Origin of the sequence: Mycobacterium asiaticum DSM 44297 (assembly GCF_000613245.1) — a bacterium.
Classification (GTDB): Bacteria; Actinomycetota; Actinomycetes; order Mycobacteriales; family Mycobacteriaceae; genus Mycobacterium; species Mycobacterium asiaticum.
Genome location: NZ_HG964938.1, coordinates 25,679 through 49,330 on the forward strand (window position 1 = coordinate 25,679; position 23,652 = coordinate 49,330).

A 23,652-nucleotide genomic window follows, 5' to 3' on the forward strand; every position below is an offset into this window, starting at 1 on the left:
AGCCAACTAGGCGCGCAGCCCACCATGTCGAGCAGACGCAGAAGCCGGTCCTTGACACACCGCTAAGAAGGGACTTTCACGTCTTCTCGGCAGGGTTCGATCCGGGCCGGCACGTGCTTGTGCCACGGCGTTCCCGCGTACGAGTCGCGCCAGCTCGTCGAAGTGAGCGAATTGGGCGCCACTCCCGGCACCACCGTCCGCCCGTCCTCGTCGACATAGTCCAGCCCGAAGCCGTTGGGCAGCGAGGCATGCCCGGGCAGCATCACCTCGGTGATTTCCACCGTCGCCTCGGCGCTGCCGGCCGCCGTGGTGATCCGGGCCCGGCCGCCATCGACGAGCCCGAGCAACTGCGCGTCCTCCACGCTGACCCGCAGCGCCCCGTCGGCGTCGCGTTTACGCCAGGACGGGTCCCGGAAGATGTCGTTGGCGGTGTAGGCGCGCCGCTCCCCCACCGACAGCACGATCGGCAGTTCCACGCTGGTCAGCTGCGCCGGTGTCGCGGTGAGCGCCGCAAGGTCGGCCAGCATCTGTGGGATCTCCAGCGCGATCTTGTGGTCGGAGTGACTGATCAGCGCGAAATCATCCTCGTAGTTGTGCACCGTGAACGTCACGCCCGACGGCCCCGCAAGAATCGCGTCGAACAACGCGTTGCCATCGGCGTGGCCGGCCCGCCGCACCGCGTCGGGGTAGGTCATTGCCGTCTTCTGCGCCAGCCCCCACACGGCCGCCGCGCCCGCCATACCGTCGGGCAGGGTGGGACCAAGGGTTTCGTAGAGGACGTACGGCAGCAGCTTCGACATGATGGGGTTGCCTGCCACCGTCGGAAGAAACGCCTCGGTGAACGCCTGGCGGCCCTGCTGCGCGGCCTCGCGCAACGGCCGTAGCTCCGCGTCGTCGATGACGCCCAGGGCACGCACCAGCCGAGCCCAGATCTCCGGCTCCGGCAGCGTCCCCGGCAGCGGTTCGAGCAGCGGCCGACGCAGCTGAAAACCGTTGGCCGGGAATTCGAAATTGAAGAAGGTGGCTTCCGGCTTCTCGAATTGGGAAGCCGCGGGCAACACGTAGTGCGCCAGCCTGGCGGTCTCGGTCATCGCGACGTCGACCACGACCATCAGCTCCAACGATTCGAAGGCTTTGCGGCACGCCGTCGAATCGGCCAGCGAGTGCGCGGGATTGCCGCTCTCGACGATCATGGCGCGGAACCGGTCCGGGTGATCGGTCAGAATCTCCTCCGGCACGGCATTGGCCGGTATGAGCCCGGCGATGATCGGCGCACCGGTGACGGGCGTCTTGCCCGAAACCGTGCTGAACAGCGGCGCGAACGACGAATGTAGATGTTGGGCACCCTTTTTCGCGAAGTTACCGGTCATGATCCACAACAGCTTGTTGAGGTAGGAGCACAGGGTGCTGTTGGGGCCCTGCTGGACGCCCAGGTCCTCGAACACCGCGACACTGGCCGCACCCGCGATGCGGCGCGCCGCCGTCCGCAACAGCTCCTCGTCGACGCCGCAGCGCCCCGCATAGTCCGCGACGGGAACCGCACGCAACTGCGCACGAACGGGTTCCACTCCGTGCACGTGCTCAGCGAGAAACGCTTCGTCACATAGGTTTTCCTGAACCAGCACGGCGGCCAGCGCCGCGAGGCACCAGGCGTCGGTCCCCGGGCGCACCCGCAGGTGGAAGTCAGCCATCTTGGCGGTGTCGGTGACGACGGGGTCGATCACGATCATCGACCGCGCGGGGTCTTTCGCGATCTCGTTGAGCACCACCCGGGCCCGCGGGAAACTTTGCGACATCCAGGGGTTCTTGCCGACGAATATCGACACCTCGGCATGCTCGAACTCGCCGCGGGTGTGGCTGCCGTACAGCTGCGCGTCGACCCAGGCCTCGCCGGTCTTCTCCTGCGCCAAAGCATTCGACCGGTACTTGGCGCCCAGCGCCTTCAGGAACGCGCCGCTGTAGGCCCCGCCCAGGTGGTTGCCCTGCCCGCCGCCGCCGTAATAGAAGATCTTGTCGCCGCCGTAGGTGTCACGGATGTGCTTGAACCCTTCGGCGATCTCGACAATCGCGGTGTCCCAGTCGATTTCCTCGAAGGTGCCGTCCGGGCGTCGACGCATTGGCGAGGTCAGGCGGGCGCGGTTGTTCTGGTAGTGGTCCAGCCGCAGGGCCTTGTTGCAGGTATAACCCTGCGACCATGGATGCTCTTTGTCACCTCGGATGCGCGCCAGCTTGCGATCTTCGACCTGGACGACGATGCCGCAATTGCACTCGCACAGGATGCAGGCGGTGTGCTGCCACTCATTGGTCATCGGGCAGGCTCCTTTCAAATGCCTCGCGCAACTGACGGTGCACGACGTCCAACGGCGCCAGGTCACGCCGGGCCCGCGCCAGCAGCAGCGCACCCTCGAGTGCGCTGAGGGTCAGCGTCGCCAACTCCGCCGCCCGGTCCGGGGCCACTCCGTGGACGACGAGACGAGCGGCGATCAACTCCGACCAGCGCTCGAACACCGCCGCCGCGCGCTCGACCACCGGGGCCATCCGTTCGCGGTTCTGCGGCTCGCCGGCTTCCACCGCCACGGCGGCGATCGGGCAACCCGCCCGGAAGTCGGTGCTGAGCAACTGCTCGCGGTACCACTCGATCATCGCGTCCAGCAGATCCAAGCCGCCGCCGGCCTGGTCGATCAGCGCGGCAATGTACTCACCGGCGTAATCCACCGCCTCGCATAGCAGTTGGGTCCGTCCGCCGGGGAAGTGGTGGTAGGCCGATCCGCGCGGCGCGCCGCTGTGCGCCAACACGTCGGAGATGGCCGTCGCGTGCGCACCGCGCTCCCTGATAAGAAGCGCAGCGGATACCACCATCCGCTCACGTGGACTACGCATCAGACTCCCCGCCTGACGGGACTAGAGGCATCCCGGATGAATATGTATGACGCTCTACATAGTCGCACGCCATAACCAAGAACGCCATAGCTTCCAACAAGGTGATTGGTGGTTCACTTGCCACACTTAATGCCACGAAACGCCGGTCAACATCCACAGCAACAGCAGAATCTTCATTAACTTAGTGGCGTGACCGGCTCGACGATGTCACGTCGTACCCTGCTCACCGCGACTGTTGCCGCCGGGACCGCGGCCGCGTTGACCCGTTCCATGCCCGTCACGAACGCGGCGCCGGGCAAGTCGGTGGCGGTGTTCGGAGCGGGCGTGGCCGGGTTGACCGCGGCGCACGAGCTCGCCGATCGCGGCTACACCGTCACGGTGTACGAACGCAAGGCCCTCGGCGGAAAGGCCCGCTCGATTCCGGTGCCGAACTCCGGCGCGACCCCGCTGCCGGCCGAACACGGCTTCCGGTTCTTTCCCGGCTTCTACCGCAACGTCACCGACACCATGCGCCGAATCCCGTTCCCGGGCAACCGCAATGGTGTCTGGAATAACCTGACCCGCGCCACGTCCTATTTGCATTCGGGACTGGGCCGCGCGGACCTGACGATTCCGCTGCCGTTTCCGCTGCCCACCATCCCGAACCCGATCACGCCGAAGTCCTTCATCGAATCGGTGACCACGGTGCTCCAGACTCTCTTCCGGCTGCCGCTGTGGGAGGCGGCGTATGCGGCGCAGAAGCTCGCCGTCTACGTAACCAGCTGCGACGAACGCAAACTCGGCCAGTGGGACCACATGACGTGGGAGGATTACATCGGCGCCAACAAGCGGTCGGTGGAATACAACCGCTACCTCGCCGACGGGATCATCCGCAATCTCGCCGCATCCAAGTCCAGGGACGCCAGCGCACATTCGATCGGATTGGTGGGCGAGGCCTCGGTGTGGTCGATCCTGTTGTTCGGCAACGACTCCGACTGCAAGGGCTTCGACCGCGTGCTCAACGGCCCGACGAGTTCGCAGTGGCTGAATCCGTGGGTGGACCACCTCGCCTCGATGGGTGTGACATTCAAAGTGGGACAGGCCCTTTCGCGCCTGACACCGACCGGCCGGCACATCGCCTCGGCGACCGTCGTCGATGCCAACGGCATCCGGCAGCCGGTCGTTGCGGACTGGTACGTCTCGGCGATCCCATGCGAGAAGCTCGCCGCCGTCCTCACCGACGATGTCATCGCCGCCGACCCGAGCCTGGCCAACGTAGCCCGGTTGCGCACCGAGTGGATGAACGGGCTGATGTTCTATCTCAGGGAGCGCGTGGACGTCACCAAGGGCCACGTCAACTATGTCGACTCCGGCTGGGGCATCACGTCGATCAGTGAGGAGCAGTTCTGGAAACGCAGCCTCACCACCTACGGCGACGGCACCGTCAAAGACTGTCTCTCGGCGATCCTTTCGGACTGGAGCACGCCGGGAAACTTCAACGGCAAGAGTGCGAGGCAGTGCACCCCCGCCGAGATCGCCGCGGAGGCATGGGCCCAGATCAAGGCTCATCTCAACGACACCGGTCACGTGCTCGACGACGGGATGCTGCATTCCTGGTTCCTGGATCCGGCGATCATCGATTCCGGGACACCCAACGTGCGCAACGACGAGCCGCTGTTCATCCAGGATCCGGGCTCGTGGGGTCGGCGCCCCACGTCGGGCACCGGGATTGACAATCTGTTCCTGGCCGGGGAGTGGGTTCAGACCGACCAGAACGTCACGACCATGGAAGGCGCCAACGAAGGCGGACGCCAGGCCGCCAACGCGGTGCTACACGCGTCGGGCTACTCGGGTCAAACGGCCAAGATAGTCACGCTGTTCCAGGCGCCGTGGTGGAAACCGTTGAAAGCGGCCGACAAGGCCCGTTACCGGGCCGGCAAGCCCAACGTCCTGGACCTCCTCGACACACGCCGCCCCGGAAGTTGACCCGGCTCAGCTCATCCAGTCGTTGGATCCGTCGTTTCTGGTGTAGGTGCCCACCGAGTTCTTCACGATGATCGGGTCACCGGGACCGAAGTTGGTGAAGAACCACTTGGCGTTGGCCGGGCTCAGGTTGATGCAACCGTGGCTGACGTCGCGGCGGCCCTGGTCGTCAACCGACCACGGCGCGCTGTGCACGAAGTTGCCGCTGTTGTCGAATCGGACGGCGTCGGAAACCGTGATCTTGTAGCCGTTCGCCGAGTTGACCGGGACGCCGTAGGTGGAGGAGTCCATCACCACCGTGGCCATCTTTTCCTGCACGTAATAGGTGCCGTTGGCGGTCTGGTGACCGCCGGACGCCATGCCCATCGACATCGGGAAGGTCTGCACCACAGTGCCGTTGCGCGCAACGATCAATTGGTGCGTGGCGTCGTCCGCGGTGGCGATCAGCTGATCGCCGGTGCGGAAGCTGGACACGGTGCCGCCCGCGTCGACGGTCACGTCGGTGTGGGCGGGCCAGAAGCTCAGCGGACGCCAGCGCAACTGGGTGGGGGTCTGCCAGTAGAACTTGCCCTCGACCGGCGGCGTGGAAGTCACCCGGATCGCGGCTTCGGCGGCGCCCGCGTCGTCCACCCGGGCCGGGAAGTCGATGATGATCGGCTGGGCCACGCCCACCGTCGCACCGTTGGCCGGAGCAATCCGCGGCGGCCCGAACGGAGCCGTGCCAACGAACGGCGGCGGGGCGAACGGCGGCGGGGCGTCCGCGGCCGGCACCGCCGGCGGAGCGATCACCCCGGGATCATCGGGGGCGGGGTCGGGGTCGGCCAGCGCGGTGCCCGCGCTCAGCATCACCAGGCAGCCGACCACGGAGCCGATTAAGGCGGCCCGCAGTGCCCCTAGAGTCCCGAAACGGCGTCCCCACATGAGCATCCCTCCGGTCGTGTTTATAACTGCCAGTCTGATGCACCGTCGGGCTTGTTGTAGATCCCGACGGAGTTCTTCACCACAACGGGGTCACCGCTGCCGAAGTTGTCGAAGAACCACTTGGCGTTGGACGGACTCAGGTTGATGCAGCCGTGGCTGACGTCGCGCCTGCCCTGATCACCCACCGACCACGGCGCGCTATGCACGAAGTTGCCGCTGTTGTCGATCCGGACGGCGTCGGACACCGTGACCTTGTAGCCGTTGGCCGAATTCACCGGCACCCCGTAGGTGGAGGAGTCCATCACCACCGAGGCCATCTTCTCGAGGACGTAATACGTGCCGTTCGGGGTCTGGTGGCCGCCGGAGGCCATCCCCATCGACATCGGGAAGGTCTGCACCACGGTCCCGTTGCGGGTGATGGTCATCTGGTGGGTGGCGTCGTCGGCGGTGGCCACCAACGCGTCACCGGTCCGGAAGCTGGACTTGGTGCCGGCCGCATCGATGTTGACCGCGGTGTTGGCCGGCCAAAAGCTGAGCGGACGCCACCGCAGCTGGCTCGGGGTCATCCAGTAGAACTTGCCCGGCACCGGCGGGATCGACGAGATGTGGATGGCCCGCTCGGCCATCGGCCGGTCGGCGATGGGCACCTGGAAGTTGATGATGATCGGCTTGGCCACACCGACCATCGCACCGTTCACCGGGTTGAACGACGGCGGGCGGAAGGGCGGGTCGCCGACGAAGGGGGTCGGGTCCTGACCCGCCGCCGGTCCGGAAGCGACCGGCACCGCTGCCGGGTCACCGCCGGGAATGGGGGCTGGGACACCGCCCGGGATGGCGGCCGGGTCACCGCCCGGGAGCGGCGGCAGCGCGAGCGGGTCGGGCAGCGGAGGCAGCGCCAACGGGCCGGGCGCGGGCTCGGCGGGGCCGCCCACGGGGCCGGGATCGGCCGGAGCGTCCTCGGGGTCCGCCAGGGCAGGCCCGGCACCCAACATCAGCACGGCGACCACGCCGCAAGCATTGACAGCAGCGGCGATTCTGGCGGTCCGCCGCCACTTCGGGCGGCCTGTGATCCCGCGCGCCATATCGATTCCCTCCGGTCAAATTCTCGCCCCAGTGTGGCACAACGGAACCCCCCGTTAGCCATTCGGCAACAGCCGGCAAACCGTTACGGACCGCGGTTCGCGGCTCTGACCAGCGGCGTTACCCGCCCTCAGAATCCTCGACGGACGCGGCCTCGACGATCGGTCGGATCGCCGTCATCGCCACCAGCGCGACACCCATCAGGCCCGCCGACGCGGTGAGCATCATCGCCACACTGCGCTCGTACAGCAAACCGCCGGCCAGTGATCCGGCCATGATGCCCACCTGGAACGCCGTCACATACAGCCCGGAGGCCCCATCCGGGTCGTCGGCACCCGCGCGCATCGCCGCGGACTGCAGCATCGGCGACACCGCAGTAGCCATCGCACCCCACAGCACGATGGCGCCCGTCCCCACCACCAACGCCGTCACCGCAGACCGGTGCCAACCGAAGGCCAGCGCACTGAGCAGCGCGAAGGCCGCCGTCAGCCCGGCCATGCAGAAGATGATCGCGCCCTTGGGCCGCCGGTCCAGCGGCCGCGCCACCAGGGCCACCGCCAGCACCCCGGCGATGCCGTACGCCGCCAGCAGCCACGCCACATTGGGTCCGCGGACACCGACGATCTGGCGGATGATCACCACGATGTAGGTGTAGGAGACGAAGTGACCGGTGACGCCCACCATGGTGATCAGGCTGACCAGGATCAGCCCCCGGTTGCGGTGATGGTTGGAACGCCGGCCGACGAATTGCAGCTGGTCGTCAGTCAGCACCATTTCTGGCAGCACCACCCGGGCCGCCACTGTGACCAGCACGGCCGCGAGGGTCACACAGACAACCGCCAGCCGCCAGCCCCACATCAGGCTCAGCGCCGCGGTCAGCGGACTGCCGATCACCAGCGCCAGACTGGTTCCGATATAGATCGACATGGTCGCCCGGCCGGCGTGGCTGGGCGGCACCAGCCGGGTGGCGATCGGCGCGATCACCGACCACAGCAGGCCGTGCGTCACCGCGCAAAGCACCCGTCCGGCGGCCAGCACCGTGAAGTTGGGGGCCACTGCCGAGATGAGCTGCGACAGGGTCAGGCAGACCAGGCTGAGCAATAGCGTCCGGCGCCGCGGCCAGTGCGCGGTCCAGCGCACCAGCGGCACCGTCGTCACCGCCGCGACCAGGGCGTACCAGGACAGCAGCGTGCCCACCCACACCACGCTGACGTTGAGGTTGCGGGCAATCGCCGACAGCGCGCCGACCGGCAGCAATTCGGCGGTGACGTAGATGAAGGCCGCCGCGGCCAGCACCACCAGCTGCACCGCGATCCGTGGCGTCCACGTTCGCGCGGTGGTTCCGGGTTCGGCAGTCATGGCAGTCATAGTGTGAGACGCGGGTGCGCGTTGTCCTCACGGTACGCACCCAGCGGGGCTTTACCCCGCTTTACCCCGCCAACACGCCCGATCAGGAACGAACGAGGCGCGCAATCGCCGCTGACGCTTCGGCGATCTTGCCGTCGGCGTCGTCACCGCCTTCGGCCACGGCCCGGGTGACACAGTGGTTGAGGTGCTCGTCGAGCAGATTCAGCGCCACCGATCGCAGCGCGCTGTTGACGGCGCTGATCTGGGTGAGCACGTCGATGCAGTACTTGTCCTCATCGATCATGCGCGCGATACCGCGCACCTGACCCTCGATGCGACGCAGCCTCTTGGCGTAGTTGTCCTTCTGCTGCGTGTATCCGTGTGGTGTGGTCATCTGCTCTCCAAACGAATACCGGGTGGACAGGTGGGTTGCCGTACTATTCTATACCCCGCTAGGGTATCAGGCCGCGCGGTTAATTGATTTTGGCGGGATCGCGCCGCACCGCATACTTGCACCATGACCCCTCCCGTCGAGCAAGCTGACATCAAACCCCGCAGTCGCGACGTTACCGACGGTCTGGAGAAGGCCGCCGCGCGTGGGATGTTGCGGGCGGTAGGCATGGGCGACGAGGACTTCGCCAAGGCGCAGATCGGCGTCGCCTCGTCCTGGAACGAGATCACGCCGTGCAACCTCCCCCTGGACCGGCTGGCCAAGGCCGTCAAGGAAGGCGTGTTCGCCGCCGGCGGCTACCCGCTGGAGTTCGGCACCATCTCGGTGTCCGACGGCATCTCGATGGGTCACGAGGGGATGCACTTCTCACTGGTGTCGCGTGAGGTGATCGCGGACAGCGTCGAGACGGTCATGCAGGCCGAGCGGCTCGACGGCTCGGTGTTGCTGGCCGGCTGCGACAAGTCGCTGCCCGGGATGCTGATGGCCGCGGCCCGCCTGGACCTCGCCTCAGTGTTCCTCTACGCCGGCTCGATCCTGCCCGGCGTGGCCAAGCTCTCCGACGGCAGCGAGCGCGAGGTCACCATCATCGACGCCTTCGAGGCGGTCGGCGCGTGCGCGCGCGGGCTGATGAGCCGCGAAGACGTCGACGCCATCGAGCGGGCCATCTGTCCCGGCGAAGGCGCCTGTGGCGGCATGTACACGGCCAACACGATGGCCAGCGCCGCCGAGGCTTTGGGCATGTCGTTACCGGGCAGCGCCGCCCCGCCGGCCACCGACCGCCGCCGCGACGGGTTCGCCCGGCGCAGCGGCCAGGCCGTCGTGGAGCTGCTGCGCCAGGGCATCACCGCCCGCGACATCCTGACCCGGGAGGCGTTCGAGAACGCCATCGCGGTGGTGATGGCGTTCGGCGGGTCGACCAACGCGGTGTTGCACCTGCTGGCCATCGCATACGAAGCCGAAGTCGAGCTGACCCTGGACGATTTCAGCCGGATCGGCTCGAAGGTGCCGCATCTGGCCGACGTCAAGCCGTTCGGCCGGCACGTGATGTCGCATGTCGACCACATCGGCGGGGTGCCGGTGGTGATGAAAGCTCTGCTGGACGCCGGCCTGCTGCACGGCGAATGCCTGACGGTGACCGGCAAGACCCTGGCCGAGAATCTCGCCGACATCGCGCCACCGGACCCGGACGGCAAGGTGCTGCGCGCGCTGAACAACCCGATCCACCCGACCGGCGGCATCACCATTTTGCGCGGATCGCTGGCGCCGGAGGGAGCTGTGGTCAAGTCCGCCGGCTTCGATTCCGACGTCTTCGAGGGCACCGCAAGGGTTTTCGACGGTGAGCGGGCAGCGCTGGACGCGCTCGAAGACGGCACCATCACTCATGGTGACGCCGTGGTGATCCGCTACGAGGGACCCAAGGGCGGCCCCGGCATGCGCGAGATGCTGGCCATCACCGGTGCCATCAAGGGCGCCGGGCTGGGCAAGGATGTGCTGCTGCTCACCGACGGTCGCTTCTCCGGTGGGACGACCGGCCTGTGCGTGGGCCACGTCGCGCCGGAGGCGGTGGACGCCGGCCCCATCGCGTTCCTGGCCGACGGCGACCGAATCCGGCTCGACGTGGCCAACCACACCCTGGATGTGCTGGTGGATCCCGATGAATTCGCCTCGCGGCGGGAGGGATTTACTCCCCCGCCGACGCGCTACAAGACCGGTGTTCTGGCCAAGTACGTCAAGCTGGTCGGGTCGGCGGCGATCGGCGCGGTCTGCGGCTAGCGCACCAGCGCCATCGCGATTCCGTCGGAGCCCCGCCGCGGTCTATTTACCCTTACCCCCGAGGGGTATATACTGACGGGGCAAGCAACCGACGACAAAATGAAGGTGATTCGAATGGCAACCAACGAAGCCGGCACCCTGCTGAGCTGTGGCCACGAGGGCTGTGGCTGTCGCGTCCGCGTCGAGGTCCCCTGCCACTGCTCCAACGCCTCCGAACCGTACCGCTGCACCTGCGGCGCGGAACTCGTTCCCGTCCAGTAGGCCGGTCGGCCGGTCGTTCGTACGGATGCGCCCCTCAGCGTCCGAACGTACGGCCGGCCACCTCTACTTCTACTTCGGCAACCAAATCCTTCGATACCGCGGACGCGCCGACCGCTACGGCGTAGCGGCCCTGGCTGATCCGCCAGCAGTGCGCCCGGCCGTCGTAGCGAGCCAGTAGGCGCGGGTCGGCCTCGATGCGCACCCGCCGCGATTCGCCGGGCTCCAGCTCGACCCGTTCGAACCCGAGCAACCGCAGTCGTCGCCCGTCCGGCGCGTCGGTCAGATAGACCTGTGGCACATCGCTGCCGCTGCGGTCACCGGTGTTGACGACGCTGAAGGTGGCCGTGACGGTGCCGCCGCCGGTCACCTCGAGGTCGCGATACTCGAAGCTGGTGTAGGACAACCCGTGTCCGAACGCGAACAACGGGGTCCGGCCCGTTGCGGCGAACCAGCGATGCCCGACCTCGGCGCCCTCGGAGTACTCGATGGTGGTCGGTGTCCCCAACTCCGGTCGCGGTGTCTGGTCCAGGTCGACGGGAAAGGTCAGTGGCAGCCGCCCGGACGGATTGACCCGTCCGGCAATGATTTCCGCAATCGCCCGGCCACCCTGCTGCCCGGGGTACCAGGCCTGGACGATCGCGTTGACGGAGTCCCGCCACGGCATCGCCACCGGGTTGCCGGTCTCGAGCACCACCACGGTGTTCGGGTTGGCCGCGGCGACCGCGGCGATCAAAGCATCCTGCCCCCAGGGCAGCGACAGGTCGGCGCCGTCGAAGCCCTCACCTTCGGCCCGGACCGCGAAGACAATCGCCGCGTCGGCCCGCCGCGCGACCGGTACCGCCTCCGCGGGGCTGATGCCGGGGTCGAAGTCGATCTCGGCCTGGCCGAACAATTTTCGCAGTTCGTCGAGCGGACTAGACGGCAGCAGATACAGATTGCGGAAGCCGGCCTCCAAGCCTGCCCCGCCGATCGGAATCACGTCGGCGTACCCGCCCGCGGGCAGCACCGTGCTGGAACCGTAGCCGGCCGGCACCCCGCGCTGCGCATAGCCACCGATGACGGCGATGCGCCCGGCAGACGCCAGGGGCAGCACGCCACGATTCTGCAGCAGCACAGTGCCCTGCCGCGCGATCTCCAAGGCAATGCCGTTGTGCGCCTGCACATCCGGTTCGGGCGCGGCATCCCACCGGTCGAGTCCCACCGCGTAGATCGACCGCAGGATCCGCCGGACCATGTCCGATAACCGCTCCCTGGGCAACCGGCCATCGCCCAGGGCGCCGCGCAGCGGCTCACTGAACGCCTCGCCCTGCCACAGGATCGCATCGATCTGTGCGCCGCACTCCTGGTCCAATCCGCGCAGCGCACACTCCCAGCCCGGTGTCCCGCCCCAGTCCGACATCACCCAGCCGCGAAATCCCCAGGCCCCCTTGAGTATCTGATTCAGCAGGACGTCATTCGCGGCGGCGTACTTTCCGTTGACCTTGTTGTAGGCCGCCATCACGGCGCCGGGATCACCGCGCTCGATGGCGATTTCGAAGGCCAGCAGGTCGGATTCGCGATGCGCGTCGGGATCGATCACCGCGTCCAGCCAGTGCCGGTTGGTCTCATTGCAGTTCAGCGAGAAGTGCTTGACCGTGGAGATGACCCCATGCCGCTGGATCCCGATGATCTGCTCGGCGGCCAGCAGCCCGGTCAGCCACGGGTCCTCGGAGAAGTACTCGAAGTTGCGTCCGTTGCGCGGGTCACGGGCCAGGTTCATGGCGCCGGCCAGCTGTACGTTGAGCCCGCGACTGCGTGCCTCCGCGCCGATCACCGCCCCGGCGGCCCGCGCCAGGCCCGGATTGAAGGTGGCCGCCAGCGCCAACCCCGCCGGCAGCGCGGTGGCGGTATCGCCGGGGCGGAAACCGGGATTGGTCACGCCCAGGCCGGCGTCGCTCATCCGCAGCGCGGGCACCCCCAGCCGAGGAACCCCGGGCACGTATGCGGCGCTCATCGGGACGTCCGGCGGTATCCGCTCGTCGCGCAGCGGCCAGAAGTCTCCGGCGCCCATCACGCCGACCAGCAGGGACAGGCGCTCGTCGTCGGTCAGCTCGGCTTCCACCTCGCGCGCCCGCGCATCAGGATCGGCCAGGTCGTTCACCGCACCCCTTCCTTCGCGTAGACGACGCGCAACACATGGCCCACCTCGGGCCCCATCACCAGCTCGGTCAGCGTGCACATGGTCGCCGCGAAGGCCGGTCCGTGCGGCGGGGGTTCCTGGCACAGATGATGCGCCACCTCATGCAGGATCACCAGCTCGCGCATCGCCCAGCGGGCGGTCACCCGGTCGGGGACGGCGATAACGCCTGCGCCGCCGCGGTTTTCGTAGTGCGCGGCGGTGGCGGCCCGCCGTGCCCGCACCCGCAGCGCCGAGACGGCGGGCCACTGGTCGCGCACCGCCGGCAAATCCAGCACCTCGTCGACGTACCGCTGCGCCGAGGCCACCGAGGCGAACCGGCCCTCGGGCGGCAACGTCAGCTGGGTGCCGAAGAACTCCACGCTGGGCGACCCACGCTCGGCGGCACGGTCGAACATGAGTCGCACGAATTCCTCGGCCGCGTAGACCTTGGCGCGCTGCGAGTCGCGCCCGGATGGTTCGGCCCGCGTCACCGGCCCAGCGCGGTGCGCGCTCCGGGCAGTTCGGGACTGTCGCCCAGCCGGGCCCGGCGGCCGGCTCGGTCGCCCGCGCGGCGCGCCGCCGACGAATATCCGGCCGAGGCCCGATGCGCCTGCCACGTACCGCGGGCCTTCGATGCGCTGCTGTAGTAATCCCGCAGCTCGAGTTCCTTGTCCCGCAACGCGATCGCGGTGCCGGGCGCGCGACTACGGTCCTTGGTCACCTCCTGGCGGGTCTGCTCGCGAGCCTCGGCCAGCCGCTGGCCGACACGGGCCCCAAAGGCCAGCTGGAAATTGAGCCGCGCGGTGATGGTCGGGGTGGGCCGGTGCGCACCCGTCGCCAGGTAGGCATCCGAGGCCCGGACCATCTGCACCACCAGGCTGGCGTACAGGGCATGCGTCGCGTCAATGTCCTCAGCGAACCCGTATGCATAGAGGAAGGTCGAGTTCGACGCGATGTCGCAGCGCACATCGTTGGCGGCGGCGATCAGGACGAACAGCTGCACATAGGTGCGCAGGCCACGAGTGCCCGCCTCGCCGATGGTGATGGTGCGGTGGGTGGGGGCCTGGGCAGCGGACCGGTTCGCCGAATGGGAGCGCGCCACCGCCAGGTCGATGGACGAGGCGGTGGCCAACCGCTGGGCGGCACTCAGGAATGCGTCCGCCTCGTGGGGATTGTCGGTGCCTTCGGCCTGACGCAGCAACGCCGCGATACGGGACAACATCTTGTCGTCGGTCATGTCGCCAAACTAACGCAGCCCCCGGACATCTCGAGTTCGCTATTCACAGGCGCAGATTGATCCACGACACCACGTCGTCGAGCACCTGGTTCTGCTCGGGCTCGTTGAACACCTCGTGGTACAGCCCGGGGTATTCCTTCAGTGCGGCGTCGGCCGAACCCACGCACTGCACCAGGCGGCGGCTGCCCTCGATAGGGATCAGCGTGTCCCCGGTGCCGTGCACCACCAGCATCGGGGCCGTCAACGCCGGGGCCCGCTGCGGCATCGTCTCGCCCACCTGAAGCAACGCGCGACCGGTCCCGGCGGGCACCTTGCCGTGGTAGACGAGCGGGTCGTTGTTGTAGGCGCTCACCACGTCGGGGTCCCGCGAGATCGCGTTGAAGTCCAAGGCCTGTACCGGTAGGCCGGGCGCCAGCACGCCGAGCACCTTGGCGGCCAGCGCCACCACCCCCGGCACCATCTCCTGGGCGGCGATCGCCGGCGCCGAGAGCACCATCAGGTCGTAGTTGTCCGGCCGCTCCACTCCGTATGCGAACACGATGGCGCCGCCCATGCTGTGCCCGAGCACGATGCGCTTGGCGCCCGGGTTCTCCCGGGTGGCGATACCTACCAGGGTGTCGAAGTCGGCGGTGAATTCCGCGACGTCCCTTACCAGCACCCGCTTGCCGCCCGAGCGGCCGTGGCCGCGGTGATCGAGGGCGTAGGTGACCAGGCCGGCCGCGCCCAACCGCTGCGTGACGTGGTCGTAGCGGCGGGCGTGTTCACCGAATCCGTGCGCAAGGATCACCACTGCACGCGCCGGAACATCCGGGGTCCAAACGTCGTAGACGATGCGCACGCCACCGACGCCATCGAAGGTCCGTTCAGAACGGGTGGTAGTCATCACGGGCAGCTTACGGGTTTGCCGAACGCTCCTCTCGCTGTGTTTGTCAGAGATGCTGCGTAACCTCAGACGGGTGAGTGTCCTCGCTGAGAATCCGATTGGCGAAAGCCCGGGGGGGCCGGTGGGGATTTCTCCGCCCATGCCGAGCCCTACCGCCGTGAACTGCTGGCGCACTGCTACCGGATGACCGGTTCCTTGCACGACGCGGAGGATTTGGTGCAGGAGACGCTGCTGCGGGCCTGGAAATCCTTCGACCGGTTCGAAGGGAAGTCCTCGGTGCGCACCTGGCTGCACCGCATCGCCACCAACACCTGCCTCACCGCGCTGGAGGGACGGCAGCGGCGGCCGTTGCCGACGGGGCTCGGCGCACCCAGCTCGGACCCCAAGGACGAGTTGGTGGAGCGCGCCGAAGTGCCCTGGCTGGAACCACTTCCGCAAGCGGCAGCGGACCCGTCGGACATCGTCGGCTCCCGGGAATCGGTGCGACTGGCATTCGTCGCCGCGCTGCAGCATCTGTCGCCGCGGCAGCGCGCGGTGCTGTTGCTGCGCGACGTGCTGCAGTGGAAGGCGGCTGAGGTCGCCGAAGCGATCGGCACCTCCACGGTCGCCGTCAACAGCCTGCTGCAGCGGGCGCGCACCCAGATGGACGCTGTCGCGCCCAGCGCCGACGATCGGTTAGTGGCGCCGGATTCGGCCGAGGCGCAGGACCTGCTGGCCCGCTACATCGCCGCCTTCGAGTCCTATGACATCGACAAGCTGGTCGATCTGTTCACCGCCGAGGCGATCTGGGAGATGCCGCCCTACACGGGCTGGTACCAGGGTGCACGGGACATCATCGCGCTCATCCATCAGCAATGCCCGGCCGAGCTGCCCGGCGACATGCGCATGATCCCGTTCGAAGCCAACGGGCAGCCCGGCGCCGCCATGTACATGCGCTCGGGCGAGCACCACGTGCCGTTCCAGCTGCACGTGCTCGACATCAGGCCGGACGGGGTCTCCCACGTGGTGGCTTTTCTCGACGGATCCCTGTTCGCCAAATTCGGCCTGCCGGAGTCGCTGTGAAGCCGGAGGTTACGCCGGTGGCAGGTGCTCCGACGCTGCTGTTGGGCGCCTTCGACATCGGGGAGGTGGGCTACGTCGCGCAGGAGTTCTTCGTGTCCGGGACCGCCTCGTCCTTCGCCCTGGCGTCCGAACCGGGCCAAGACGGCCGGTGGAGCGTAACCGCCACGGACACAGCCGAATACACCACCCGGATGGTGGTTCTCACGCCGGCCGATCCGGCCCGGTTCAACGGGACGGCGCTGGTGGAATGGCTCAACGTCAGCGGCGGCATCGACGCTCCCGCGGTGTGGATGATGGCTCACCGCGAGGTGCTGCGCACGGGCTACACCTACATCACCGTTTCCGCGCAGAAGGTCGGCGTGGACGGCGGGCAGAACCTGCTCGGATTCGATCTCTCCCTCAAGAGCCAGAACCCGACGCGTTACGCCGCCCTGAGCCATCCCGGTGACGCGTTCGCGTACGACATCTTCTCCCAGATCGGCGGCCTGGTCCGGGACAGTGCAGCCGACGGCGTGCTGGGCGGGCTGAGGGCCGAACGCGTAATCGCGCTGGGCGAATCCCAGTCGGCCATGTTCCTCACCACCTACATCAATGCGGTCGACCCGCTGGCCAAGGCGTACGACGGCTTCTTGGTGCATTCCCGCCTGGGCCCCGTCGGGCCGCTCGACAACAGCTCGATCTTCGAAGAGCTGCAAAACGCCAGCGCGGCGCCGGCGGTGAGGTTCCGGCCGGATCTGCGGGTGCCGCTGATGGCGATCATCACCGAAACCGACCTGTACGGTGCCGGACGTCAGGGCTATTACGGGGCCCGCCAACCCGACCACGACCTGCTGCGGGTGTGGGAGATCGCCGGCGCGGCGCACGCCGACAACTACACGATCCAGGTCGCAGCCATCGATTCCGGCTCCGCACCGCTCGAAGCGCTGGTGGCCGCGTGGGCGCCGACCGACAACCTGATGGGTCAGCAGCTCGGGCACTTCATCAACTTCGGCCCGCAACACCACTACGTCGTCCAGGCATCGGTGTCCGCCCTCGACACCTGGGTGCGCACCGGCACCCCGCCGCCGAGCGGCCCGCCGCTCACCGTGCGCGATGGCCATCCCGACGGACATCCTGAGCCGGTGCTCGATGGCCACGGCATCGCCGACGGCGGCGTGCGGACCCCGTGGGTGGATGTCCCGATCGCCCGCACCACCGGGGTCACCACCGACGAGAACATCATGGCGGCCATCTTCGGCTCGGGTGAACCCTTCGACGACGCGACACTGCAACGCCTCTACCCGGGCGGAGCTCAGGACTACGTCGCGGGCTTCACCGCCGCACTCGACCGGGCTATCGAAGCTGGCTTCATCCTGGCCGCAGACCGCGAGGAGATCCTGCAGCTCGCGGCGGCGGCCTACCCCACTAACTAGAACAGCCGGCTGTCCGGCGGGGGGCCGGCCACCGCGCGCACCAGGCCCGCGCCGGTGACCAACGGCAGGTCGAGGGCGGACAGTAGCCCGGGCTTGGCCGCACACACCGCGGGGATCGCGTTGACCATGCGCGACGCACCCGCAATGCGGGCACCGAGATCGTGGTCATGGTCCTCGGCCATCTCGAATTCGCACCGCATGCTGGGCGATCCGTCGATCTCCACGCGATACAGGCCGCGCCCGGAGGCCGGCCCGAAGCCCAGGTCTTTGGGCTCGATGCTGATGCGCGGCTGGGGCCAGTCCGGGGCGATGTCGTCGCGCATCCGGGTCACATGGTCGACAACCAGTGTCGGCGTTTCGCCGACGTACCCGGTCAGGGTGGAGCGCATCGCGGCGATGGTGCCCGCAGCGATGTGGCCGGTGGGCGTATCGAAGGCTGTCGGGCTGGCGAGGCGTTCGACGCTTTCCTCGATGCGGTCGATCTGGACATCCAGTCCGGCGGCCAACTGATGCAGCACCGGACCCCAGCCGAAGGTGAAGATCCCGGGCGTGGCGGCGAACGGCGTGACCTCCGGCGGCTGGCCGAAGCCGAGAATCTCATACACCGCGGCCCGGTCGGGGTAGGTGGCGTAGTTGAAGATCTCCGTCACCCGCACGGACTGGATCACCCGCGACACACCCGTAAGCACAAGTGGGAGAACATCGTTGGCAAATCCTGAGTCGATGCCGGTGGTGAAGAACGAGGCACCGCCGGCCAGGGCGGCCTCTCGTAATGGCTCGGTGAGCGCCTGACGCTCCGGTTCCGGTGCGTCCGGGAACACCAGCGGCACCACCGAGCACGACACCACGTTCTTGCCGGCCCGCAGGATCGATGCCATGTCCGCAATGGCCTCCACCGGGCGCAGGTTGGCGGCGGCGGCATACACCACCACGTCGGCGTCGCCGGCCAGCATCGCCGCGGGATCCTGGGTCGCCACCACGCCCACGGCCGGCACGCCACAGAGCTCGCCGGCGTCCCGACCGGATTTGGCATCGCTGTGCACCACCAAGTCGACCAATTGCAGTTGCGGGTGGTCGATGACCCCACGCAGCGCGATCAGGCCCATCGAGCCCGGCCCCCACACCCCCACCTTCAACATTGTTCTCCTATTATTAGGATTGATAATGCAATATTTTGGACGGATGGTAGGGAGCCGGCACCGGTGACGTCAACCGTGAAATCGCCGCCGACGACCAGGGTGATGAATGTGCTTGCCGCGCTGGCGGATTCGCCCGCGCCCCGGTCCTCGGCCGAGCTTGCCAAGCACTGCCGGATCAGCACCTCCACCTGCTCGTTGATACTGAGCGAGCTGGAAGGACGCGGCTGGGTGGCCCGCCGCGACGACCGGCGCTACACCTTGGGCAGTGGACTGTTCGGACTTGTGCATGGGTTACGGCGGCAGTTTCCGCTGTTGGACCGGGGCCGTGCTGCACTGAACTTCCTGCACGAAACGCTCGGCTCGGGGTGCTCGATGTCCAAGATCGGCGAACGACACCTGGTCACCGTCGACACCGTCGGCCACGGCACCGACGGGGAACACGCCGTCGGTCAGCGCTTTGGAATCGACCCGCCGTTCGGGCTGGTCGCCATGGCATGGCGTGACGACGACTCCGTGCAGGCATGGTTGCGCAGGGTGACACCACCGCCGACGCCCGTCGAGATCGCCGGGCACCGTCGCGTGCTGGCCGACATCCGGGCCCGCGGCTACGGCGCGTGGCGGTTCGACGACACCCACCAATCGCTGCACGACCGGCTGGCCGCCGTGCTGGCGTCGCTGGGGCCTACCGAGTGGGTGACCCGGCAACTCAGGACGCTGATGACGATGATGACGCTGCGGTCGGTCACCGATGTACTCGAAACCGAGCTGAACGCAACGGAATTCGTGGTGCTGCCGATCTTCGGTCGGGACGGCCAGCCGGAGTATCAGATCGAGATCCACCTCGGCGGCGCCGCCGGCATGACGCTGGTCGAGCTCGAGACCACACTGCGGCATGCCCAGCGGCTACTGACCGCGCCGACGTAGCAGTCATTACTGTGAGAGCCATGACTGCCACCGGGGATATTCGGCGCGCCGCCGACCGGGCCGTCACCAGAACACCATGGCTGGAGTCCAGACACTCGTTCTCTTTCGGCGACCACTACGACCCGGACAACACTCACCACGGGCTGTTACTGGTGAACAACGACGACGTCGTGGCACCGGCCACCGGCTTCGACACCCACCCGCACCGCGATATGGAGATCGTCACCTGGGTATTGGAAGGTGAACTAGCGCATCGGGATTCCGCCGGCCATCAGGGCGTGATCTATCCCGGGCTGGCACAGCGGATGTCGGCCGGCAGCGGGATCCTGCACTCGGAGAAGAACGATTCAGCCACGCGGCCAGTGCATTTCGTGCAGATGTGGATCCAGCCCGACGAGTACGACATCGCGCCGGGCTATCAGCAACAGCAGATCGACGACCACCTGCTGCGCGGTGGGCTGGTCACCATCGCCTCGGGCATCGCCCGGCACGACGCCGCCATCAAACTTCACCAGCGGGGCGCGGCGCTGCACGTCGCCCGACTGGACACCGGCGACACCGTCGACCTGCCGGCGGCACCGTATCTGCATGTGTTCGCGGCTCGCGGCACAGTGACGTGCGAGGGCGTCGGTGACCTCGGACCGGGCGACGCGGTCCGACTGACCGACGCCGACGGGCGACGCCTGATCGCAACGGAGCCCGCTGAGGTGCTGGCATGGGAGATGCACGCGAGGCTGGGCGGCTGACCGACACTAGAGCGGACCGACATTAGAGTGGGCACGACAGACAGGAGCCCCGCATGTCTCAGAAACACGCCCGGCACGCGGCGCCCAAACCCAACCGGAGCACCAAGGCGCTTCGCACGGTCCGGTTCTGGCTGGCGCCGATCGTTATCACCCTGGCCTTGATGTCCGCGCTGTCCGCGCTGTACCTGGGCGGCATCTTGAATCCGACCACGAACCTGCGGCATTTCCCGATCGCGATCGTCAACCAGGACGCCGGCCCCTACGGCAAACAGATCGCCGACGGCATGGTGGGCAGCCTGGACAAGGAGAAGTTCGACGTCCGGTTGGTGACGCAGGCCGAGGCCAAGCAACTGCTGGACCGGGCCCAGGTGTACGGCGAGCTGGTCATTCCGCCCGGATTCTCGTCGCAGTTGCGAGATCTCGGCGAGAGCGCGGTGACCGCCAATCGCGCCGAGCGGCCCTTCATCACCATCTCGACCAACCCACGGGCCGGCACGTTGGGCTCAAGCATCGCAAGCCAGACCTTCACTCAGGCCGTGGGCGTGGCGAACGGCAAAGTGGGCGAACGGCTTACGGCGGATGTGGCTGCCCAGACCGGCGGTGCGCCACTGGCCGGCGCATCGATGCTGGCCCTGGCCAATCCGATCGATGTCAAGGTCAACGTGTACAACCCGCTACCCAACGGCACCGGTAACGGCTTGTCGGCTTTCTACTATGCCCTCCTGCTGTTGCTGGCCGGGTTCACCGGCAGCATCGTGGTGAGCACGCTCGTCGATTCGATGCTCGGTTACGTACCAGCCGAATTCGGTCCGGTCTACCGGTTCGCCGAGCAGGTGCACATCTCCCGATTCCGCACCCTGCTCGTCAAGTGGGGGCTGATGGTGACCCTGGCGTTGCTGACATCCGGGGGTTATATGGCGATCGCCCACAAGCTCGGCATGCCCATTCCCCAGGGCTGGCAGCTGTGGCTGTTCGGAGTGTTCGCGATCAGCGCGGTGGGCATCACGTCCAGTTCGCTGATCGCGGTGCTGGGTTCGATGGGCCTGCTGGTCAGCATGCTGATCTTCGTGATCCTGGGCCTGCCGTCGGCGGGCGCGACGGTGCCCCTGGAAGCCACTCCGTCCTTCTTCCGCTGGCTGGCCGAGTTCGAGCCGATGCATCAGGTGTTCCTGGGGGTGCGGTCGCTGCTGTATCTCAATGGCCATGCCGAAGCCGGTCTGTCGCAGGCGCTGCTCATGACGGCGATCGGGCTGGTCATCGGCCTGCTGTTGGGGGGCATCGTCACCGTGATGTACGACCGCAAGGGTTTCCACCGGATCCAGGGAGCAGTCGCGCTGGCGATCGCCGCCGAACACCAGGCTCAGCATCAGGCGCGCAAGCGCAAGGAGGCGCAAGCCGACCAGGCGCCCGAGCCCGAGCCCGAGCCGGAGCCCGAGCCCGAGCCGGAGCCCGCGAGCAAGCCGGAGCCCGAGAGCAAGCTGGAAACCGAGCCCGAACCGGCACCCGAAACCGGCCCTAAGCCCGAATCCTCAAGCAAGCAAACGTAATTCCGGCGCGGCCCAACCGTCACGCACCTGTTACTAAAGTTGACAGTGTGACAGATGTGACTAATCCTTGGATGGTAGTTCCGGATTTTGCGGCCGAAAGGGCTCCCCGTGCCGACCCCATCCGCGGTCTTGCGCAGGCTGACGGCGAGCTTCGCCGCGCTGACAATCTGCGTTGCCGTGGCCGTCACCACCGGGCAACCGGTCGCCCACGCCGCCGACGCCCGGGAGCTGCTCGAGCAGGCCATTGCCACCACCAAGGGTTCCTACCTGGTGTACAACTTCGGCGGCGGCCACCCGATGCCGCTGCTCGACGGGTCCGGCCACTGGTACGAGATGAACAACGGTGGCCACCTGATGATCATCAAGAACGCGTCGTCGCGGTTGCAGCCGCACCTGTTGGTCGACACCCACCGGGGTGACCAGGCCCGCTGCGAGAACAACCCGGGCGCCCGTACCGGCGAAGGGCTCTACCAGGCATCCGAGATCTATCCGCCGCTGCAGGCGTGGCAGCGCATGGGACAACCCACGATCGCCATCAACGCCAACTTCTTCGATGTCCGTGGGCAGAAGGGCGGTTCCTGGCGCAGCACCGGCTGCAGTTCCCCGCTGGGCGCCTTCGTGGACAACACCAACGGCCAGGGCCGCGCGAACCAGGCCGTCACCGGAACCGCCGCCTACCCGGGCAAGCAGGGTCTGTCCGGCGGCAACGAGTCCTGGACCTCGCTGACGACGATGATCCTGCCGGTCGGTGGTGCGCCATACGTGTTGCGTCCCAAGGGCAGAGAAGACTACGACCTGGCCACACCGGTCGTCGAGGACCTGCTGAACAAGAACGCCAAGTTCGTCGCGGTGGCCGGAATCGGCCTGCTGTCGCCGGGCAATACCGGGCAACTGCATGACGGTGGTCCCAGTGCGGCGCGGACGGCGCTGGCCTACGCCAAGCAGCGCGACGAGATGTACGTCTTCGAAGGCGGCAGCTACACCCCCGACAACATCCAGGATCTGTTCCGCGGCCTGGGCAGCGACACCGCGGTGCTGCTCGACGGCGGTGGCTCGTCGGCGATCGTGCTGCGTCGCGACACCGGTGGGATGTGGGCCGGCGCAGGATCACCGAAGGGCTCGTGCGACACCCGTCAGGTGCTGTGCGACTCGCGCGAGCGGGCGCTACCGAGTTGGCTCGCGTTCAACTGAGTCCGGCCCGTACCGGAAGATCAGCAGACTGGTCGCCACGACGGCCGCCGCCAGCGCCAGCACCGGTGCGACGGTGATCCAGGTGAGCGTGGCACCCACCACCGCCCCCGCGCACATTGTGCACACCACGCTGTAGCGCAGCTTCTCGCGCTGTCCGGTTCCCCCGGCCAGCCGGCTGTCTACGCCGAGGCCGACGATCGTCGAGGTCAGCACGGTGGTGGTGAGCTCCTGAATGCCGAACTGCCGGGCGGTGGAATGCTGCACGCCGTACGCGATCGCCATGCCGCCGATCAGGACGAGTTTGGTGTTGTCGTGATAGCGCAGCACCCCGGTGCCCGCGAGCACCGACAAAGCCGCGAGCAGCACCACCTCGGTGCCCAACGCGGCGGTCAGCCACGGCCTGGTGCGCTCGCCGAAGTGCCGCATCAACCGTCCGCCGACGATGGTGCCGGTGACGAAGCTGGGGAACGCCACGACGGCGGCGGTGAGGTCGACGGTGGTGTTCGGGGCGAACCAGAAGCCCAGGAAGATCACATTGCCGGTCATGTTGGCGACGAACACATGCCCGAGTACCAGCACACTGATCGCGTCGGCGAGTCCGGTCGAGAAGGTCAGCAACAGCAGCGCCGTCACGGTCAACCGGTTGGACACCGGGGATGCGACGACCATTGCGGAACC

General features: G+C 67.6%; 20 protein-coding genes and 1 pseudogene. 9 read left to right on the top strand and 12 right to left on the bottom strand.

Annotated elements, in window-relative coordinates:
* Window positions 1–62 precede the first annotated feature (62 nt).
* Together BN972_RS18995 and BN972_RS19000 are read right to left on the bottom strand one after the other, a co-directional pair.
* Window positions 63–2,309 carry a molybdopterin-dependent oxidoreductase gene (locus tag BN972_RS18995; RefSeq protein ID WP_036361371.1) on the bottom strand — a complete coding sequence of 749 codons (2,247 nt, stop codon included), beginning with the start codon at window positions 2,307–2,309 and terminating at the stop codon, window positions 63–65.
* Window positions 2,299–2,880 carry a TetR/AcrR family transcriptional regulator gene (locus tag BN972_RS19000; protein ID WP_036361372.1) on the bottom strand — a complete coding sequence of 194 codons (582 nt, stop codon included), beginning with the start codon at window positions 2,878–2,880 and terminating at the stop codon, window positions 2,299–2,301. Before BN972_RS19000 ends, BN972_RS18995 begins: the two co-directional genes overlap by 11 nt.
* Before the next feature lie 189 nt (window positions 2,881–3,069).
* Here BN972_RS19000 and BN972_RS19005 point away from each other — a divergent pair, with 189 nt between their 5' ends.
* Complete coding sequence (locus BN972_RS19005; protein ID WP_235192518.1) at window positions 3,070–4,845, top strand: hydroxysqualene dehydroxylase; 1,776 nt, start codon at window positions 3,070–3,072, stop codon at window positions 4,843–4,845.
* A gap of 6 nt (window positions 4,846–4,851) precedes the next feature.
* Here BN972_RS19005 and BN972_RS19010 read toward each other — a convergent pair whose 3' ends face one another.
* From BN972_RS19010 to ricR, 4 genes are all read right to left on the bottom strand, one after another.
* Window positions 4,852–5,769 carry a L,D-transpeptidase gene (locus BN972_RS19010; RefSeq protein ID WP_036361373.1) on the bottom strand — a complete coding sequence of 306 codons (918 nt, stop codon included), beginning with the start codon at window positions 5,767–5,769 and terminating at the stop codon, window positions 4,852–4,854.
* Between the two features lie 14 nt (window positions 5,770–5,783).
* Window positions 5,784–6,845 carry a L,D-transpeptidase gene (locus tag BN972_RS19015; protein ID WP_036361375.1) on the bottom strand — a complete coding sequence of 354 codons (1,062 nt, stop codon included), beginning with the start codon at window positions 6,843–6,845 and terminating at the stop codon, window positions 5,784–5,786.
* A 118-nt stretch (window positions 6,846–6,963) separates the two neighbouring features.
* Window positions 6,964–8,211 carry an MFS transporter gene (locus tag BN972_RS19020; RefSeq protein ID WP_036361376.1) on the bottom strand — a complete coding sequence of 416 codons (1,248 nt, stop codon included), beginning with the start codon at window positions 8,209–8,211 and terminating at the stop codon, window positions 6,964–6,966.
* Between the two features lie 82 nt (window positions 8,212–8,293).
* Window positions 8,294–8,584, bottom strand: a complete 291-nt coding sequence (gene ricR, locus BN972_RS19025; protein ID WP_036361378.1) for a copper-sensing transcriptional repressor RicR — start codon at window positions 8,582–8,584, stop codon at window positions 8,294–8,296.
* 123 nt (window positions 8,585–8,707) lie between these two features.
* On the opposite strand from ricR, the gene ilvD reads away from it, so the two are divergent.
* Together ilvD and mymT are read left to right on the top strand one after the other, a co-directional pair.
* Window positions 8,708–10,414 (top strand): dihydroxy-acid dehydratase, encoded by a 1,707-nt coding sequence (gene ilvD / locus BN972_RS19030; protein WP_036361380.1) that lies wholly within the window; start codon window positions 8,708–8,710, stop codon window positions 10,412–10,414.
* A 105-nt stretch (window positions 10,415–10,519) separates the two neighbouring features.
* The gene (gene mymT / locus BN972_RS30550; RefSeq protein ID WP_280513775.1) at window positions 10,520–10,675 is read left to right on the top strand and encodes a copper-binding metallothionein MymT; all 156 of its coding nucleotides are present in this window, start codon (window positions 10,520–10,522) and stop codon (window positions 10,673–10,675) included.
* Window positions 10,676–10,709: 34 nt separating this feature from the next.
* Here the strand turns inward: mymT and BN972_RS19035 are convergent, their stop codons facing one another.
* From BN972_RS19035 to BN972_RS19050, 4 genes are read right to left on the bottom strand one after another with little or no spacing between them, the layout of a single operon-like run.
* Window positions 10,710–12,806, bottom strand: a complete 2,097-nt coding sequence (locus tag BN972_RS19035; protein ID WP_036363362.1) for a beta-glucosidase — start codon at window positions 12,804–12,806, stop codon at window positions 10,710–10,712.
* Window positions 12,807–12,811: 5 nt separating this feature from the next.
* Window positions 12,812–13,324 carry a TIGR04338 family metallohydrolase gene (locus BN972_RS19040; protein ID WP_036361382.1) on the bottom strand — a complete coding sequence of 171 codons (513 nt, stop codon included), beginning with the start codon at window positions 13,322–13,324 and terminating at the stop codon, window positions 12,812–12,814.
* Entirely contained in the window at window positions 13,321–14,070 is a 750-nt protein-coding gene (locus tag BN972_RS19045) for a DUF2786 domain-containing protein (protein ID WP_036361384.1), read from the bottom strand. Before BN972_RS19045 ends, BN972_RS19040 begins: the two co-directional genes overlap by 4 nt.
* 43 nt (window positions 14,071–14,113) lie before the next feature.
* On the bottom strand, window positions 14,114–14,953 hold the full coding sequence (locus BN972_RS19050; RefSeq protein WP_036361386.1) for an alpha/beta hydrolase: 840 nt from the start codon (window positions 14,951–14,953) through the stop codon (window positions 14,114–14,116).
* On the opposite strand from BN972_RS19050, the pseudogene BN972_RS19055 reads away from it, so the two are divergent.
* Window positions 14,901–16,015, top strand: a pseudogene (locus BN972_RS19055) (sigma-70 family RNA polymerase sigma factor). The gene BN972_RS19050 and the pseudogene BN972_RS19055 overlap by 53 nt on opposite strands.
* Window positions 16,012–17,427 carry an alpha/beta hydrolase domain-containing protein gene (locus BN972_RS19060; protein ID WP_036361387.1) on the top strand — a complete coding sequence of 472 codons (1,416 nt, stop codon included), beginning with the start codon at window positions 16,012–16,014 and terminating at the stop codon, window positions 17,425–17,427. Before BN972_RS19055 ends, BN972_RS19060 begins: the two are co-directional and overlap by 4 nt.
* Here BN972_RS19060 and BN972_RS19065 read toward each other — a convergent pair.
* Window positions 17,424–18,566: an NAD(P)H-dependent amine dehydrogenase family protein gene (locus BN972_RS19065; RefSeq protein ID WP_080697004.1), complete on the bottom strand. Its 1,143-nt coding sequence runs from the start codon at window positions 18,564–18,566 to the stop codon at window positions 17,424–17,426. The two genes, BN972_RS19060 and BN972_RS19065, sit on opposite strands and share 4 nt — an antisense overlap.
* 102 nt (window positions 18,567–18,668) lie before the next feature.
* Between BN972_RS19065 and BN972_RS19070 the strand changes: the two genes are divergently transcribed.
* The 4 genes from BN972_RS19070 (at window position 18,669) to BN972_RS19085 (ending at window position 22,974) form a co-directional block, all read left to right on the top strand.
* Window positions 18,669–19,490: a MarR family transcriptional regulator gene (locus BN972_RS19070; RefSeq protein ID WP_051545669.1), complete on the top strand. Its 822-nt coding sequence runs from the start codon at window positions 18,669–18,671 to the stop codon at window positions 19,488–19,490.
* Between the two features lie 20 nt (window positions 19,491–19,510).
* Window positions 19,511–20,236, top strand: coding sequence for a pirin family protein (locus BN972_RS19075; RefSeq protein WP_036361392.1), 726 nt, complete (start codon window positions 19,511–19,513; stop codon window positions 20,234–20,236).
* A 53-nt stretch (window positions 20,237–20,289) separates the two neighbouring features.
* Complete coding sequence (locus BN972_RS19080) at window positions 20,290–21,783, top strand: YhgE/Pip domain-containing protein (protein ID WP_036361394.1); 1,494 nt, start codon at window positions 20,290–20,292, stop codon at window positions 21,781–21,783.
* Window positions 21,784–21,867: 84 nt separating this feature from the next.
* The gene (locus BN972_RS19085; protein WP_172831270.1) at window positions 21,868–22,974 is read left to right on the top strand and encodes a phosphodiester glycosidase family protein; all 1,107 of its coding nucleotides are present in this window, start codon (window positions 21,868–21,870) and stop codon (window positions 22,972–22,974) included.
* Here BN972_RS19085 and BN972_RS19090 read toward each other — a convergent pair.
* Entirely contained in the window at window positions 22,948–23,643 is a 696-nt protein-coding gene (locus BN972_RS19090; RefSeq protein ID WP_036361398.1) for a YoaK family protein, read from the bottom strand. The genes BN972_RS19085 and BN972_RS19090 overlap by 27 nt on opposite strands.
* Window positions 23,644–23,652 lie beyond the last annotated feature (9 nt).